This is a genomic window from Citrobacter sp. Ca225 (assembly GCF_030337175.1).
GTDB lineage: Bacteria > Pseudomonadota > Gammaproteobacteria > Enterobacterales > Enterobacteriaceae > Citrobacter_A > Citrobacter_A amalonaticus.
In genome coordinates, this window is the sequence record NZ_JAOWCD010000103.1 from 190,127 (window position 1) to 205,787 (window position 15,661).

The 15,661-nt window shown below is 54.0% G+C and carries 15 protein-coding genes; 6 read left to right on the top strand and 9 right to left on the bottom strand.

Features of this window, described 5'->3' with window-relative positions; all coding sequences use genetic code 11:
* Positions 1 to 67: 67 nt before the first annotated feature.
* The 3 genes from OGW13_RS24755 to OGW13_RS24765 all read right to left on the bottom strand — a co-directional run bounded on the left by OGW13_RS24755 (position 68) and on the right by OGW13_RS24765 (position 3,578).
* On the bottom strand, positions 68 to 1,018 hold the full coding sequence (locus tag OGW13_RS24755; RefSeq protein WP_287116604.1) for an ABC transporter substrate-binding protein: 951 nt from the start codon (positions 1,016 to 1,018) through the stop codon (positions 68 to 70).
* 73 nt (positions 1,019 to 1,091) lie between these two features.
* Positions 1,092 to 2,075 carry an ABC transporter permease gene (locus OGW13_RS24760; protein WP_044254230.1) on the bottom strand — a complete coding sequence of 328 codons (984 nt, stop codon included), beginning with the start codon at positions 2,073 to 2,075 and terminating at the stop codon, positions 1,092 to 1,094.
* A gap of 3 nt (positions 2,076 to 2,078) precedes the next feature.
* Complete coding sequence (locus OGW13_RS24765; RefSeq protein ID WP_042999495.1) at positions 2,079 to 3,578, bottom strand: sugar ABC transporter ATP-binding protein; 1,500 nt, start codon at positions 3,576 to 3,578, stop codon at positions 2,079 to 2,081.
* A 476-nt stretch (positions 3,579 to 4,054) separates the two neighbouring features.
* On the opposite strand from OGW13_RS24765, the gene fucI reads away from it, so the two are divergent.
* From fucI to fucR, 4 genes are all read left to right on the top strand, one after another.
* The gene (gene fucI, locus OGW13_RS24770) at positions 4,055 to 5,830 is read left to right on the top strand and encodes an L-fucose isomerase (protein ID WP_287116605.1); all 1,776 of its coding nucleotides are present in this window, start codon (positions 4,055 to 4,057) and stop codon (positions 5,828 to 5,830) included.
* 105 nt (positions 5,831 to 5,935) lie between these two features.
* Positions 5,936 to 7,333 (top strand): L-fuculokinase, encoded by a 1,398-nt coding sequence (gene fucK / locus OGW13_RS24775; protein WP_287116606.1) that lies wholly within the window; start codon positions 5,936 to 5,938, stop codon positions 7,331 to 7,333.
* Between the two features lie 11 nt (positions 7,334 to 7,344).
* The gene (gene fucU / locus OGW13_RS24780) at positions 7,345 to 7,767 is read left to right on the top strand and encodes an L-fucose mutarotase (RefSeq protein WP_042999492.1); all 423 of its coding nucleotides are present in this window, start codon (positions 7,345 to 7,347) and stop codon (positions 7,765 to 7,767) included.
* A gap of 42 nt (positions 7,768 to 7,809) precedes the next feature.
* The gene (gene fucR, locus OGW13_RS24785; protein ID WP_287116607.1) at positions 7,810 to 8,520 is read left to right on the top strand and encodes an L-fucose operon activator; all 711 of its coding nucleotides are present in this window, start codon (positions 7,810 to 7,812) and stop codon (positions 8,518 to 8,520) included.
* A gap of 64 nt (positions 8,521 to 8,584) precedes the next feature.
* On the opposite strand, the gene rlmM is transcribed toward fucR, so the two are convergent.
* The 4 genes from rlmM to OGW13_RS24805 all read right to left on the bottom strand — a co-directional run bounded on the left by rlmM (position 8,585) and on the right by OGW13_RS24805 (position 11,587).
* Positions 8,585 to 9,685 (bottom strand): 23S rRNA (cytidine(2498)-2'-O)-methyltransferase RlmM, encoded by a 1,101-nt coding sequence (rlmM, locus tag OGW13_RS24790; RefSeq protein ID WP_042999490.1) that lies wholly within the window; start codon positions 9,683 to 9,685, stop codon positions 8,585 to 8,587.
* Positions 9,678 to 10,073, bottom strand: coding sequence for a DUF423 domain-containing protein (locus tag OGW13_RS24795; RefSeq protein WP_042999489.1), 396 nt, complete (start codon positions 10,071 to 10,073; stop codon positions 9,678 to 9,680). The genes rlmM and OGW13_RS24795 overlap by 8 nt, the downstream gene beginning before the upstream one ends.
* A gap of 18 nt (positions 10,074 to 10,091) precedes the next feature.
* Complete coding sequence (gene gcvA / locus OGW13_RS24800; RefSeq protein ID WP_042999488.1) at positions 10,092 to 11,009, bottom strand: glycine cleavage system transcriptional regulator GcvA; 918 nt, start codon at positions 11,007 to 11,009, stop codon at positions 10,092 to 10,094.
* A gap of 350 nt (positions 11,010 to 11,359) precedes the next feature.
* Positions 11,360 to 11,587, bottom strand: a complete 228-nt coding sequence (locus OGW13_RS24805) for a YgdI/YgdR family lipoprotein (RefSeq protein WP_042322452.1) — start codon at positions 11,585 to 11,587, stop codon at positions 11,360 to 11,362.
* A 192-nt stretch (positions 11,588 to 11,779) separates the two neighbouring features.
* On the opposite strand from OGW13_RS24805, the gene csdA reads away from it, so the two are divergent.
* Both csdA and csdE read left to right on the top strand, forming a co-directional pair.
* Positions 11,780 to 12,985, top strand: coding sequence for a cysteine desulfurase CsdA (gene csdA, locus OGW13_RS24810; protein ID WP_104446056.1), 1,206 nt, complete (start codon positions 11,780 to 11,782; stop codon positions 12,983 to 12,985).
* The gene (gene csdE / locus OGW13_RS24815; protein WP_287116608.1) at positions 12,985 to 13,431 is read left to right on the top strand and encodes a cysteine desulfurase sulfur acceptor subunit CsdE; all 447 of its coding nucleotides are present in this window, start codon (positions 12,985 to 12,987) and stop codon (positions 13,429 to 13,431) included. Before csdA ends, csdE begins: the two co-directional genes overlap by 1 nt.
* Positions 13,432 to 13,485: 54 nt before the next feature.
* Here csdE and tcdA read toward each other — a convergent pair whose 3' ends face one another.
* Complete coding sequence (gene tcdA / locus OGW13_RS24820; RefSeq protein ID WP_125339095.1) at positions 13,486 to 14,292, bottom strand: tRNA cyclic N6-threonylcarbamoyladenosine(37) synthase TcdA; 807 nt, start codon at positions 14,290 to 14,292, stop codon at positions 13,486 to 13,488.
* A gap of 107 nt (positions 14,293 to 14,399) precedes the next feature.
* Positions 14,400 to 15,497 carry a murein transglycosylase A gene (mltA, locus tag OGW13_RS24825; protein ID WP_099433201.1) on the bottom strand — a complete coding sequence of 366 codons (1,098 nt, stop codon included), beginning with the start codon at positions 15,495 to 15,497 and terminating at the stop codon, positions 14,400 to 14,402.
* Positions 15,498 to 15,661 lie beyond the last annotated feature (164 nt).

The window sequence follows — 15,661 nt, forward strand, 5'->3', positions numbered from 1 at the left end:
GTCGGTTAAGCGCACGCCGTTGATCTCACCTGGTAAGCGGGGGGCGAAGATACCGCCCCCTGCCGGTTTATTTCTTACCGAAAGGATGTAACAACTTGTCTATTTCCGGCGTATTGATGTTCTGGGCGCTCACAAATTTCACCGGGATATCGATCTCTTTCGCGACCGTTTGCCCGGACAGTGCCGCATTCAAGGTTTTAATCCCCTGGTAACCAATCTGATAAGCATCCTGGACGACAAAGCCCTGGATCACCCCGGTGTTCAGGAAGTGAATAATCGCTTCGGTACTGTCAAAACCAATGACTTTCACTTTCCCTTTCAGATTCTGGCTGTCGATAGCGTTGGCGACGCCCAGCGTTGAGCCTTCATTGGTGCCATAAATCCCGGCCAGATCGGGGTTGGCCTGAATCATATCAATGGTCTTATCCATCGCTTTTTGTGGATCGCCATCACTGTACTGCACGGGCAGCACCCTGATATCCGGATACTTTTCCTTCATGCGGGCAATGAACCCTTCCGAGCGTTCAATCGCTGACGACGTCCCGGCGACATGAGCGATAATGCCGACTTTACCTTTATTATTCACTTGCGCCGCCAGCGCGTCCGCCGCTTCAGCGCCAGCTTTGCGGTTATTGGTCGCCACGAAGCTAACCGGAATATCCGAGTTTACGCCGGAGTCAAAGGTGACAACCTTAATACCACGCGAATTCGCCGTTTCCACCAGAGGAGCAAGCGCATTGGCATCCAGCGCCGCCAGCAGCAGACCGTTCGGCTTTTGCGCCATGGCGTTTTCAACCAGCTGAATTTGTTCCGCAATCTGAGTTTCGTCCGCAGGTCCGACATAGCTGGTTTTATCGCCCAACTCTTTCGCTGCTGCTTCCGTCCCCATTTTCACGGTTTGCCAGAATTCATGCTGGAAGCCTTTACTGATGACCGGAAGGTTCAAATCTTTCGCTAGCGCACTGGAAGTGATGCACGCCAGCAGGGATAACGCATAGACAAAATGCCTGGTTTTCATTGTTGTACTCCGTTGTGAGTGTGTCACCCTTAACGTCAGGGTCAGTGTTCCCCGTGACTGCCGGGAGCGTAAATCAACGAATCTTTTTGCGTAACGTATCGAGGTAGACAGCGGCGACGACCACAATGCCCATCGCAACCATTTGCCAGAACTGAGAGACCCCCATCAGGTTCAGGCCGTTTTTCAATACGCTCATAATGAATGCACCGATGATGGTACCGCCGATAGTGCCAATTCCGCCCATCAGACTGGTGCCGCCGATCACCACTGCGGCAATGGCTTCCAGTTCATAACCGACGCCGACCGTTGGCTGACCGGAGTTTAGACGCGAGGCCAGAATCACCCCGGCAATGCCGGTCAGCAGGCCGCAGAAGGCATAGACAAAGATTTTGACGCGCTGAACGTTGATCCCGGAAAGGTGCGCCGCCACTTCATTACTGCCCACGGCATAGACATAGCGACCAATTACCGTTTTCTTGAGGATGTAGCCGGCGACCAGCGCCACAATCACCAGATAAAACACGGGATACGGCAGCACATCGAATAAACGCCCCTGCGCCAGCAATTTGAAGGTGGGATAATCGGCGAAATAAATAGCGCGCCCATCCGTCATCACCATGTTCATTCCCCGAACGGACATCATCAGACCCAGCGTGGCGATGAACGGGGGAATCGTCATTTTGGTCACCAGCAGACCATTCACGTAGCCACACAACCCTCCGGCCAGCACGCCTGCCAAAATACAGACCGGCAACGGCAATCCGAGCGTCGCGCAGATGCCGACCGCAACGCCGGAAAACGCCACCACCGATCCTAAAGAGAGGTCGATCCCTGCGGTGATAATCACAAACGTTACGCCAATGGCCATAATGCCGATAACCGACGTTTGCAGCGCAATTGTCATAATATTTTCGGTATTAAAGAAAAACGGCGAACTGAAACTGAAAAAGACAACCAGGATAATCAAACTAAAAAGCGGTGCAAGGCGCATTAAAAGTTCTTTATTAATTTTTATTTTCTTATTATTGCTGTCTGAAGAGGTTACAGAGATGGTCATGATTTAATCCTCTAACGTCGCATATTGCATGATTTTTTCTTGTGTGGCGTTATCAGCAGTTAATTCTCCGGTAATACGACCACTGCGCATAACTAAGATACGATCGCACATACCCAGCACCTCCGGTAATTCCGAAGAAATCATAATGATCGATTTCCCTTTTGCCACGAGGCGATTCATTAATTCATAGATTTCCAGCTTAGCGCCGACATCAATTCCACGGGTAGGTTCATCAAAAATAAGAATATCGGTATCTTTGCACACCCAACGGGCAATAATAATTTTTTGCTGATTTCCCCCACTCAAATTCAGGGCCGCCTGTTCAAGGTGTGGCGTTTTGATTCTGAGCGTCCTGACCTGCTCTTCACTCGTTTGCTGGCAGCGTTTCGAATCAACGTGCCCAAAACGGTCGGCATATTCAGGGTAATTTCCCAACATAATATTGCGCTCAACGGACAGATTAAGCGCCAGTCCCTCTTTTTTACGGTCTTCGGTTAAATAGCTAATGCCTTGCGCAATGGCGTCAGAAATCCCCTTTATCACAATGGTCTTACCGTTCAACTTAATGGTTCCACTGTCGATGGGGTCGGCGCCAAAAATGGCGCGCGCCAGCTCCGTACGCCCGGCGCCCATCAACCCGGCAAAACCCAGTATCTCGCCCCGGTTCAACGTAAAGTCGATGTTATTGAGCACGCCTTTGCGCGTGAGGCCGTTAACCTCCAGCACCGGTTCCTGATGCGTCCGCGCTTCCCGGCGAGGATAGATATTCCCCAGTTCGCGCCCGACCATCATCGCAATCAGCTCACTGATCTTCACGGTTTCATAATCAACGGTATCAATGTATTGACCGTCGCGCATAACCGTCGCTCGATCGGCAATCAGCGCTAACTCTTCCAGGCGATGCGAGATGTAGACAATCCCGGTCCCCTGCGCTTTAAGCAGGCGGGTCACCTGGAATAAGCTTTCTATTTCTGTTTCCGTCAGCGCCGCGGTGGGTTCGTCCATAATCAGGATTTTGGCATTGACGGATATCGCTTTCGCGATCTCCACCATCTGCTGTTGCGCCACGGTCAGGTCTGACACCAACGTTTCTGGCGAAATATTCAGGTTTAATTTCTGCAAAATCTCGGTTGCCGCCTGTCGCTGCTGTTTTTCATCCAGCCGCCAACGGTTATTTTTACAAAACTCTCTGCCGATAAAGATATTCTCTTCCACGGTTAATTCAGGAAAGAGATTAAATTCCTGATGAATAATGGTAATCCCGGCATTCTGCGCGCTGAGCGGATCGCTGAATGACACAGGCTTCCCCTCAAATATAATATCCCCTTCATCCGGTTGATAAACACCGGACAAAATTTTCATCAGCGTGGATTTGCCTGCACCATTTTCACCTAATAGCGCATGCACTTCGCCCTTGCGAAGAGTAAAGTTCACATTACTCAACGCTAATACGCCGGGAAAGCGTTTGGTAATATGATTCATCTGTAAAAATGTTTCGGACATTGCTGCTTTCCTCAATAATCAGAAACTGCAGGCAGTGAATCAGGCGAAGTGCATTCTCAGGGAGCGAGCGTCACCATGAATGTGAATACTTCCTGAAAACACGTTTACGTCACGTCGATATGTTGCCAGATATTGCTAACTCGAGTTAGCGAATTGCCCTTTAAAGCTATTTTAGCCACCAAAAATAGCCAAATCATTTGGGTTAAAACTGTGATACCGCACAGACATTTATTTATAAGCATCTGATTTTAAATATTTTACTAAATTTGACTGTCATTTAATTATTTGATGCAGATCGAATTTTAACCACTTCTCGTGAAGCCCCTCACAATCCCATCAGAAAAAAGTTGTGTAAAAAACACGCCAATACCTAAGCTAACTCGAGTTAGCAAATTTACCTGTTTCAGCCGACTGCTGCGGTGGTGCCCTGTCATCCACCTGAGCAGCACGCCTATACGTGAAATGAGGAACCCCGAATGAAGAAGATCAGCCTGCCGAAAATTGGTATTCGTCCGGTTATTGATGGACGCCGAATGGGCGTTCGTGAATCTCTGGAAGCACAGACGATGAATATGGCAAAGGCCACTGCCGCCCTGCTGACAGAAAAACTGCGCTACGCCTGTGGCACCCCGGTTGACTGCGTTATTGCCGACACCTGTATTGCCGGAATGGCAGAATCCGCCGCCTGTGAGGAAAAGTTCAGCAGTCAAAACGTCGGCCTGACAATCACCGTAACACCGTGCTGGTGCTACGGTAGCGAAACCATCGATATGGATCCCCTGCGCCCGAAAGCCATCTGGGGCTTTAACGGTACCGAACGTCCGGGCGCGGTCTACCTGGCTGCCGCGCTGGCAGCGCATAGCCAAAAAGGGATCCCAGCGTTCTCCATCTACGGCCAGGATGTACAGGATGCCGGAGATACATCGATCCCAGTCGACGTTGAGGAAAAACTGCTGCGATTCGCCCGGGCAGGGCTCGCCGTCGCCAGCATGAAGGGAAAAAGCTACCTTTCGCTGGGCGGGGTGTCGATGGGGATCGCTGGTTCCATCGTCGATCATCATTTCTTTGAGTCCTGGCTGGGGATGAAGGTCCAGTCCGTCGATATGACCGAACTGCGCCGCCGCATCGATCAAAAAATCTATGACGAAGCCGAGCTGGAAATGGCGTTGGCGTGGGCGGATAAACACTTCCGCTACGGTGAAGATAAAAACGCGAAGCAATATCAACGCAACGCCGAACAGAGCCGGGCCATCCTACGGGAAAGCCTGCTGATGGCGATGTGCATTCGCGACATGATGCAAGGAAATCCTAAGCTCGCGGAGATGGGACGCGTGGAGGAGTCACTCGGTTATAACGCGATTGCCGCAGGCTTCCAGGGACAGCGTCACTGGACCGATCAATATCCCAACGGTGATACCGCCGAAGCGCTACTGAACAGTTCCTTTGACTGGAACGGTGTGCGCGAACCGTTTGTTGTCGCTACCGAAAACGACAGCCTGAACGGCGTAGCCATGCTGCTGGGACATCAGTTGACCGGCACCGCGCAGGTCTTTGCCGATGTGCGTACCTACTGGTCGCCAGAAGCGGTTGAACGCGTGACCGGTCAGCCGCTGACCGGACGGGCAGAACACGGCATTATCCATCTGATTAACTCCGGTTCCGCCGCGCTGGATGGCACCTGTAAACAGCGTGACAGCGAAGGACAACCGACGATGAAACCACACTGGGAGATCACGCAGCAGGAGGCTGACGCCTGCCTCGCGGCAACCGAGTGGTGTCCGGCAATCCATGAATATTTTCGCGGCGGCGGTTATTCATCACGCTTCCTGACCGAAGGCGGCGTGCCGTTCACTATGACCCGCGTGAACATCATCAACGGCCTGGGACCAGTGCTGCAAATTGCGGAAGGCTGGAGCGTCGAGCTACCAAAAGAGGTCCATGACACCCTCGACAAACGCACCGACTCCAGTTGGCCTACCACCTGGTTTGCGCCACGTCTTACCGGCAAAGGACCGTTCTCCGACGTCTATTCCGTGATGGCGAACTGGGGGGCAAACCACGGCGTGCTGACCGTCGGCCACGTCGGCGCAGACTTCATCACCCTCGCCGCGATGCTGCGCATTCCAGTCTGCATGCACAATGTGGAAGAGGCGAAAATTTACCGCCCTTCCGCCTGGGCCGCACACGGGATGGATACAGAAGGCCAGGACTACCGCGCCTGTCAGAACTACGGGCCACTGTATAAACGTTAAGGATCGCGCAACTGCCTGATGGCGACGCTGGCACATCTTATCTGGTCTACGGGGAATGACTCGTGGGTCGGATAAGCACAGCGCCATCCGGCAACGGGAGTCATTATGAAAAATGAAATCATCCTGGTTCTCGACTGTGGCGCGACCAACGTGCGGGCCATTGCCGTAGATCGTCAGGGACACATCGTTGCTCGTGCGGCGGTTGCTAATGCCAGCGAGGTAGCCACGGAAAACACCGCCTGGCATCAGTGGTCGCTGGACGCCATCCTGCAACGTTTCGCACAGTGCTGCCGGACACTGTCGACAGAACTTTCGGCCTTTCAGATCCGCGCTATCACCGTCACCACCTTTGGCGTTGACGGCGCGCTGGTCGATGAAAACGGCGAATTGCTCTACCCAATCATCAGTTGGAAATGCCCGCGCACTGCCGCGATAATGGAAAATATCAGCCGCTTTATGCCGCCGCGTCAGTTGCAGACGCTTTCCGGCGTCGGCGCATTCAGCTTCAACACCTTATATAAGCTGATTTGGCTTAAAGAAAATCAGCCGCAACGGCTGGATCAAGCCCACGCCTGGCTGTTTATCTCCTCACTCATTACTCATCGCCTGACCGGCGAATTCACTACTGACATCACCATGGCGGGCACCAGCCAAATGCTGGATATTCAGCAGCGGGATTTCAGCGCCGATATCTTGCAGGCCGCAGGGTTGCCGAGACGGCTCTTCCCGCGACTCGTGGAAGCCGGTGAACAGGTAGGTTCGTTGCGGCCCGCAATGGCAACTATACTCGGTCTCCCTCCGGGAATTCCCGTGATCTCTGCCGGACACGATACCCAGTTCGCGCTGTTTGGCGCTGGTGCGGGGCAAGATGAGCCAGTTCTCTCTTCCGGCACGTGGGAAATCCTGATGGTGCGTAGCGCCAGGGTCAATAAAGCGTTACTGAGCAGTCATGCCGGTTCAACCTGTGAACTGGACAGTCAGCCGGGGCTTTACAATCCGGGGATGCAATGGCTTGCCTCCGGCATCCTTGAATGGGTGCGCAAGCTGCTGTGGACACCCGAAACCCCGTGGCAAACCTTGATTGCGGAAGCGAAAGCGGTTCCCGCCGGGGCCGATGGCGTGCGGATGCAGTGCGAGCTGCTCTCCTCTGTGGATGCAGGCTGGCGTGGCGTCACCCTGAATACCACCCGCGGTCATTTCTATCGCGCGGCGCTGGAAGGATTAACGGACCAGTTGCGACATAACCTGCATACGCTGGAAAAAATTGGCCAGTTCAACGCCACAGAACTGCTGCTGGTCGGCGGTGGGAGTCGCAATACGCTATGGAATCAGATTAAGGCCAACACCCTGGAGATCCCCATCAAAGTGCTGGATGACGCAGAAACCACCGTTGCCGGCGCGGCGATGTACGGCTGGTACGGTATCGGTGCGTTTTCCAGCCCACAACAGGCCAGAGAACAAGTGCGCTACCAGTACCGTTATTTCTATCCCGAAACACTGTAAAGGAATCTCGCATGCTTAAAACGATTTCTCCCCTCATTTCGCCGGAGTTACTTAAAGTACTGGCGCAAATGGGACACGGCGATGAGATTATTTTCTCAGACGCGCACTTCCCGGCGCACAGCATGGGACCGCAGGTGATCCGTGCGGATGGTCTCAGCGTCAGCGACTTACTGCGAGCCGTGATCCCGCTGTTTGAACTCGACAGCTATGCACCACCGCTGGTGATGATGGCTGCCGTCGAGGGCGATACCCTCGACCCGCACGTTGAAACACGCTATCGCGAAGCGCTTTCCCTACAGGCGCCATGCCCGGAGATCGCGCGAATCGATCGTTTCGCCTTCTACGCCCGTGCACAAAAGGCCTTTGCCATTGTTATCACCGGAGAGTGCGCAAAGTACGGGAATATTCTTTTAAAAAAAGGGGTAACCCCGTAATCTCAATCGCGGTCAGGGCATTTGATTGAGAGGTGAGAAGAGATGAAAGCGGCACGCCAGCAGACGATTGTGGATCTGCTCAGTCAGCATAAAAGCCTGACCACCGAAGCACTGGCCGTTCAGCTCAACGTCAGTAAAGAGACGATCCGCCGCGATCTCCGTGAACTACAGGAACAAGGGAAGGTTCTGCGCAACCACGGGCGCGTTAAAGGGATCGCGCGGGAAAACCCGGACAGTGGCGATCCCTTCCATATACGGCTGAAGAGCCATTACGCGCACAAAGCCGATATTGCCCGAAAGGCGCTGAGCTGGATTGAAGAAGGGATGGTGATTGCGCTGGATGCCAGCTCCACCTGTTGGTATCTGGCGCGGCAACTACCGGATATCAATATACAGGTTTTCACCAACAGCCAGCCGATTTGTCAGGAGCTCGGCAAACGCCAACAACTTCAGCTCATCAGTTCTGGTGGCCGGCTGGAGCGCAAACACGGCTGCTACGTCAACCCCGCACTCATTTCACAACTCAAATTTCTTGATATCGATCTGTTCATTTTTTCCTGCGAAGGGATCGACCGCCACGGCGCACTGTGGGATTCCAGCACCTTCAACGCGGATTTCAAATCAGTCCTGCTGAAACGCGCGTCACAGTCGTTATTGCTGATCGACAAAAGCAAATTCAATCGTTCCGGAGAAGCCCGACTCGGTCATCTGGACGACGTAACGCATATTGTGTCGGACACGCCGCAGTCATAACCACTAACGGGAATGGGTTGCAGACCTGATGAACAACAGTGCATCAGATCTGCAACGGCGCGAGCTAGCGCTCGTCGCGACGTCCGCCTACGGCGGCCCACAGGCGACGCACGTGCACCGTCACTTCTTCACGGTCGTGGTACAACTGCCGCGCCTGAATTTGCGCATTCACACCATGCTCATCAAGCTGCGCCTGGAGATAGGCCAGATTCTGCGAGACCTCTTCGTAGCGTTTTTTCATTGGCAACTTGAGGTTAAAGATAGTTTCCCGGCACCAGCCGTTGACCAACCACTGCGCCATCAACGCCGCCACTTTCGCCGGCTTCTCAACCATATCGCACACCATCCACGAGATGTTGTTGCGGTTGGGGCGATACTTAAAGCCGTCTTCGCGCAGCCAGGTAACCTGTCCGGTATCCATCAGACTTTGCGCCATCGGGCCGTTATCGACCGAATACACCCACATATTGCGTTTGACCAGTTGATAGGTCCAGCCGCCGGGGCAGGCACCTAAATCCACCGCGTACATCCCGTTTGCCAGACGCTCATCCCACTCATCTTGCGGAATAAACACGTGCAACGCTTCTTCCAGCTTCAGCGTCGAGCGGCTGGGCGCATCGGCCGGGAACTTCAGGCGCGGAATGCCCATATAGTACGGCGAGTTATTACTGGCATACGAGTAACCGGTATAGCAGCAGCCTGGCGCGATAAAAAAGACGTGCACCACCGGGCGCTTCGGCGTCTCATAATTCGTCAGCACGCCAGCCTCGCGCAGGGCGGCTCGCAGCGGCACTGTGAATTTGCGACAGAACTTCATCAGCTCTTTACTTTCGTTCGTATCCGCCACTTCCACGCGCAGATCGCCACCCTTTTCCACCACGCCCTGCAACATGCCGACAATCGGCGTAATGCGATCTTCCGGCGGCAAGTGCTGGAGCAACTCGCCGACCACAAACCACTGGCGGGCAAAAATCAGCGAACTGAATGGCAGCTCGCTGATAATTTTTTCGGCGTCTTCGGCCTGATAGCACTCATAGATGACATAGCCTGCATTTTCTTTGACGCGGGCAAAACCGAAATACTCCCGACGCCCTGCTTTATCGGTGATTTCTGCGGCACACTCTTTTTCAAAGCCCGGGCGACACAACAACACAACCTTATTCATGAACTACGCCCTTACGCTTCAAACGGATAGCGCCGATTAACATCAACACCCAACCTGCCAGGAAGCTGACGCCGCCGACAGGGGTAACAAACGCCCACAGGCGCAGATGAGACAGTGCCAGGCAATACAGGCTGCCGCTAAACAGCACCGTTCCTAGCGCGAGGAAAACGCTACTCCAGTAAAACCAGATGCTGATCCGGCGTTGCATCGCAACCGACAGCCCGAATATCGCCAGCGTATGAAACGCCTGATATTGCAGGCCGGTCTGGATCCAGCTCATTTCAACCACACCGAGGGTTTTGCTCAGGACATGCGCACCGAAAGCCCCCAGAGCGACATAAATAAAGCCGCTGATAGCGGCAAAAATCAGCATAAAACGGCTGGTCATGGTAATACCCTACGTAAGTTATTGTTCGTAACGAAAGCGGAATTTCTCTTGTTCCGTGGCCGCTTTCGCCAGTATCCACTGACGGAAGGCGGCTATTTTACCCAGTTCTGCCTGACTGTCATGACAAACCAGATAAAATGCGTTTTTACTGACCAGTACATCATTAAACGGGCAGACCAGTCGCCCCGCTTCAATTTCTGACTGCGCCATCACGTTATTCGCCAGCGCTACGCCCTGTCCGTGGATAGCGGCCTGCAGCACCATCGCGCTGTGGCTAAAGATAGGGCCCTGCTGGACGTTGATGTGATTTAACCCTAGCTGTCGCGTGTAAGTTTGCCAGTCACGACGTGAGGCATCATGTAGCAAAGTATGCGAAGCCAAATCCTCTGGCGATTTCAGGGGCTTATCGCCCGTCAACAGCAACGGCGAACACACCGGCAACAGATATTCGGCGTACAATTTCTCTACGCGCAGTCCAGGCCAGTTACCGCGACCATAAAAAATCGCCACGTCAACATCGTCCGCCAGTTTGTCTTCCTGACGGTCCACGGCCTGGATTCTGACGTCAATTCCCGGATAAGCTGAGTTAAAGCTAGAGAGTCGGGGCACCAGCCACTGAATCGCAAAACTGGGCAATAAACTGACCGTCAACGCCCCCTTTGCACTTCGCGCCTGAAGTTTACGCGTCGCTTCGGTTAATTGCGAAAAAATCTCTTTTATGTCGAGAAAGTAGCTCTGTCCTTCTTCAGTAAGAAGAAGAGAACGGTTGCGTCGGCGAAACAGCTTAAGCCCCAAAAAATCCTCAAGTGACTTGATTTGGTGGCTTACTGCGGCCTGCGTCACAAAAAGCTCTTCTGCTGCGCGGGTGAAGCTCAGATGCCGTGCGGCGGCATCAAAAACACGTAATGCGTTCAGAGGTGGAAGTCGTTTTGACATGGCTTTTAAACTTTGATGTTAAAAGAATTTAACAATTAAGCTACACTGTGTAACCTATTAGTTTTTTTAATCTGAGCCATTATAATTTGTCCGTTGAGGAACTACCAGCAAATACCTATAGTGGCGGCACTTCCTGAGCCGGAACGAAAAGTTTTATCGGAATGCGTGTTCTGGTGGGCTTTTGGCTTACGGTTGTGATGTTGTGTTGTTGTGTTTGCAATTGGTCTGCGATTCAGACCACGGTAGCAACGCTACCCTTTTTCACTTCCTGTACATTTACCCTGTCTGTCCATAGTGATTAATGTAGCACCGCCAATTTGCGGTGCTTTTTTTTACCTACTCTCTACCGACTACTGATCCAACTCGACCATCTCTTTCACATCGGTACGATTGATCTGCTGTTTGTTGCCATTAGCGTCCTTGTACGAAATCATCCCGGTTTCATCATCGGTTTTCGGCTTACCGTCCGCAACGATGCTACGCCCGTCATTGGTGTGCATCACGTAGTTCGGACCGGAACAGGCGCTCAGGGCAAAAGTCAGCATACATGCGGAAATAATTGCGGCAGTCTTTTTCATCTTCTTCTCCTTAAAGCTGTTTATGCTATTAAAAACGTACTCCGTAACAGGCAAAAAGATTTGCCTAACATAATTCAGCATAAGCTACTGGTCTGATTTCGCCACAACATCCAGAAGATTCCTGGTGACCGTACACTTCTTGAATCAACGACCAATTTGCGCCACGATCGGATTACTGAACCGAGGAATACCATGAACGCTTTCAATCCCGCGCAGTTTCGCGCGCAATTTCCGGCACTCGCTGACGCGGGCGTCTATCTGGATAGCGCCGCGACGGCCCTTAAACCGCAGGCCGTCATCGAGGCGACCCGGCAGTTCTATAGCCTGAGCGCTGGCAACGTCCATCGCAGCCAGTTCGCCGAAGCCCAGCGCCTGACCGCGCGCTATGAGGCCGCACGGGAAAAAGTGGCGCGTTTGCTGAATGCGCCAGATGACAAAACCATCGTCTGGACCCGGGGCACGACGGAGGCCATCAATATGGTGGCGCAGAGTTATGCCCGCCCTCGCCTGCAACCGGGCGATGAAATCATCGTCAGCGTCGCGGAGCATCACGCGAATCTCGTGCCGTGGCTGATGCTCGCAGAGCAAACTGGGGCGAAAGTGGTCAAGCTGCCGCTCAATGCCCAGCACCTGCCTGACGTTGAACGTCTGCAGACAACCATCACCCCGCGCAGCCGAATTCTCGCGCTGGGGCAGATGTCGAACGTGACCGGCGGCTGCCCGGACTTAGCCCGTGCCATTACCCTCGCCCATGCCGCGGGCATGGTAGTGATGGTGGATGGCGCGCAGGGAGCCGTCCATTTCCCGGTGGATGTCCAGGCGCTCGACATCGATTTCTACGCCTTCTCAGGCCATAAGCTGTACGGTCCAACCGGTATCGGCGTGCTTTACGGCAAACCGGCGCTGCTGGAGGCCATGTCGCCATGGCTCGGTGGCGGTAAGATGATCAACGACGTCAGTTTCGAGGGCTTCACTACCCAGGCCGCACCGTGGAAGCTTGAAGCAGGTACCCCTAACGTCGCTGGCGTGATTGGCATGAGCGCCGCGCTGGAATGGCTAGCCGATGTTGATATCGCCCAGGCGGAAAGCTGGAGTCGGGGGCTGGCTACACTGGCGGAAGAGGCGCTGGCCCAGCGTCCGGGATTTCGCTCATTTCGCTGTCAGGACTCCAGTCTGCTGGCCTTTGATTTTGCTGGTGTTCATCATAGCGATATGGTCACCCTGCTGGCGGAATATGGTATTGCGCTACGTGCCGGTCAGCACTGCGCGCAGCCGCTGCTGGCTGAACTTGGCGTCTCGGGTACGCTACGTGCCTCATTCGCACCGTATAATACCCAAAGTGATGTGGATGCGTTGATCAACGCCGTTGATCGCGCCCTGGAAATACTGGTGGATTAATGACTAGCCCAATGTTTGCCGGACACCCGTTTGGCACAACCGTAACCGAAGAGACGTTGCGTCATACCTTTATCCCGCTGACCCAGTGGGAAGACAAATATCGACAGCTGATTTTGCTCGGTAAACAGCTGCCGGCACTGCCCGACGATCTCAAAGCGCAGGCTAAAGAGATCGCGGGCTGCGAAAATCGCGTCTGTCTGGGATATACGCGCTCTGAAAAGGGCACTTTACACTTTTTCGGCGACAGTGAAGGTCGCATCGTGCGCGGACTGCTGGCGGTATTACTGACCGCCGCAGAAGGGAAAACCGCAGCGGAACTGCTGGCCCATTCGCCGCTGGCCTTGTTTGATGAACTGGGATTACGCACTCAGCTCAGCGCGTCGCGCAGTCAGGGGCTGGAGGCACTCAATGAAGCGATCGTCGAAGCGGCTCACGCTGCCGGATGACGACGCAGGCTCGTCTTATCCGGCCAGCGACGCATTGCCTCGCGCAAAAGAATCTCAGCCCTGACGCGCCGCTTTTGCCATCATCTTTTTCAACGCATGGGATACTGCTACAAAACCGAACGTGGCGGTAACCATCGTTGCCGCACCGAACCCCGACGCACAGTCCATTCGTTTGGGTCCTTCCGCCGTCGCCTTCATGGCGCACACACTGCCATCAGACTGCGGATACACCAGCGCTTCCGTTGAAAACACGCAGTCGACGCCGAGTTTGCCTTTGCTGTTTTTCACGACGCCAAAATCGCTTTTCAGTCGTTCGCGCAGTTTCGCCGCCAGCGGATCCTGAATCGTTTTCGCCAGGTCAACAACCTGAATCTGCGTCGGATCGATCTGCCCACCCGCGCCGCCGGTGGTCACCAGCGGGATCTTATTGCGCCGACAGTACGCAATCAGCGCCGCTTTTGGCCGCACGCTGTCAATCGCGTCAATCACATAGCTAAAGCCTGCGCTCATGTATTCTGCGACGCTATCCGGCGTTACAAAATCATCGACTACCGTCACCCGGCACTCGGGGTTAATCTGGCGGATACGCTCAGCCATCACCTCGGCTTTCGCCAGCCCAACAGTGTCGCGCAGAGCATGGATCTGGCGGTTGGTGTTGGTCACGCACACGTCATCCATATCGATGAGCGTAATCGCGCCAATCCCGGTTCGCGCCAGAGCTTCTGCCGCCCAGGAACCGACGCCGCCAATCCCAACCACGCAGATATGCGCATCGGCAAACAATTGCAGGGCTTTTTCACCATACAGACGCGCGGTGCCGCCAAAACGCTGACGCCAGGCATCACTGATAACCACAGACATAACACCTCAAATTCATTAATATCGAACGGTATGACTGCCTGATGGCGGCTGCGCCTTATCAGGCCTACCCGATGATGTAGACGGATAAGCGAAGCGCCATCCGACAACTAGCCGCTGAACACGTTACCTGCGCCCGGTGCGCTCTTCAGCACCCACACGCGACCATAGTGATTGTACCAGCCTGCGCGGTGTCCGGCGTCTGGCCCGATGCCCTGGTAAATGTCAAAGTGCTGGCCTTTAATTGCCCCGCCGACATCCAGCGCAACCATCAGACGCAGTTCATACTGCCCGTTAAATTTCCCGTTGTTGTCCAGCAGCGGGACTTCGGCGAGCAGCGTGGTGCCTGCCGGAATAATACTGCGGTCAGACGCCACCGACGCGCGACCAATCAGCGGTACAGCACTGGCACCTTTCACCGGGGCAAAAGATTGCGGTTTAAAGAAGACGAATGACGGATTCTGCTCCAGCAGCTCACGCACTTCTGCTTCGCTGTGGGTTTCGCCCCAGTGGCGAATCGCCTGCATCGACATATCTTCTTTCTTCACTTCACCACGATCGATCAGTACTTTGCCGATGCTGCGATAGGCATGCCCGTTTTTCCCGGCATAGCTGAAGAAGTTCAACGGGGAGCCGTCGCCAAAATCGATATAGCCGCTACCCTGCACGTCCATGATGAAGTTATCCATCAGAGAGTTGCTGTACGCCAGAATGTAGTTCTCGCTCAGTGCGCCCGCGTAAATCTCCGCGCGAGACGGCAAGCGTCCCCGTTTCGGCGGCATGCGATAGATTGGGTACTGGAATTCGCCCTGACGCGTATGGCGCGCCTGAATCACCGGCGTGTAGTAACCGGTAAACTGCACGTTGCCGTAGTTATCGGCACCTTCCATCTGCCAGGCGTCGAGACCAAACTGGCGCATGGTGCGCGTATCGCCGCCAGAGCGCAGCCAGTCCTGCACCGCGTTATAAACGGTGCTTTGATTGCCGTACAGACGCGGAGAAGCACTGCGGATCTGATTGACCTGCTCGGCAAAATCGCCGGCGTTGATCGGTGCGCCGATGGCATCCGGCTGGTTCACCAGTGAGAAAGGCTGGGTAAACTTCCCGTCTTTATACTGCTGTCCGCGATCGGTTGGTTTAGAGGAACAGGCAGCCAGCATTGCAACCACCGCGCCCATGAGAAGGTAACTTACCCAACGTCCTTTCATTGTTCTCTTCTTTTAGCTGTAAATCATGCGTCATGAAGATAACAAACCCGGCCCGCTAATGAAACGAGCACCGCTGCCCAGACGCAAATTTTGCACATTATTTAAACTGAAATGCCTTGTTTTTGTTCATTTTCATCCCGAAACCGTGATCCAGGTGAAAAAAG

Excerpts from the sequence above, each read along its gene's own strand:
- mltA (WP_099433201.1), bottom strand. The coding sequence starts at position 15,497 with ATGAAAGGACGTTGGGTAAGTTACCTTCTCATGGGCGCGGTGGTTGCA.
- csdE (WP_287116608.1), top strand. The coding sequence starts at position 12,985 with ATGACTAGCCCAATGTTTGCCGGACACCCGTTTGGCACAACCGTAACC.
- OGW13_RS24755 (WP_287116604.1), bottom strand. The coding sequence starts at position 1,018 with ATGAAAACCAGGCATTTTGTCTATGCGTTATCCCTGCTGGCGTGCATC.
- csdA (WP_104446056.1), top strand. The coding sequence starts at position 11,780 with ATGAACGCTTTCAATCCCGCGCAGTTTCGCGCGCAATTTCCGGCACTC.
- OGW13_RS24795 (WP_042999489.1), bottom strand. The coding sequence starts at position 10,073 with ATGACCAGCCGTTTTATGCTGATTTTTGCCGCTATCAGCGGCTTTATT.
- OGW13_RS24765 (WP_042999495.1), bottom strand. The coding sequence starts at position 3,578 with ATGTCCGAAACATTTTTACAGATGAATCATATTACCAAACGCTTTCCC.
- fucI (WP_287116605.1), top strand. The coding sequence starts at position 4,055 with ATGAAGAAGATCAGCCTGCCGAAAATTGGTATTCGTCCGGTTATTGAT.
- OGW13_RS24760 (WP_044254230.1), bottom strand. The coding sequence starts at position 2,075 with ATGACCATCTCTGTAACCTCTTCAGACAGCAATAATAAGAAAATAAAA.
- rlmM (WP_042999490.1), bottom strand. The coding sequence starts at position 9,685 with ATGAATAAGGTTGTGTTGTTGTGTCGCCCGGGCTTTGAAAAAGAGTGT.
- OGW13_RS24805 (WP_042322452.1), bottom strand. The coding sequence starts at position 11,587 with ATGAAAAAGACTGCCGCAATTATTTCCGCATGTATGCTGACTTTTGCC.
- tcdA (WP_125339095.1), bottom strand. The coding sequence starts at position 14,292 with ATGTCTGTGGTTATCAGTGATGCCTGGCGTCAGCGTTTTGGCGGCACC.
- gcvA (WP_042999488.1), bottom strand. The coding sequence starts at position 11,009 with ATGTCAAAACGACTTCCACCTCTGAACGCATTACGTGTTTTTGATGCC.
- fucU (WP_042999492.1), top strand. The coding sequence starts at position 7,345 with ATGCTTAAAACGATTTCTCCCCTCATTTCGCCGGAGTTACTTAAAGTA.
- fucR (WP_287116607.1), top strand. The coding sequence starts at position 7,810 with ATGAAAGCGGCACGCCAGCAGACGATTGTGGATCTGCTCAGTCAGCAT.
- fucK (WP_287116606.1), top strand. The coding sequence starts at position 5,936 with ATGAAAAATGAAATCATCCTGGTTCTCGACTGTGGCGCGACCAACGTG.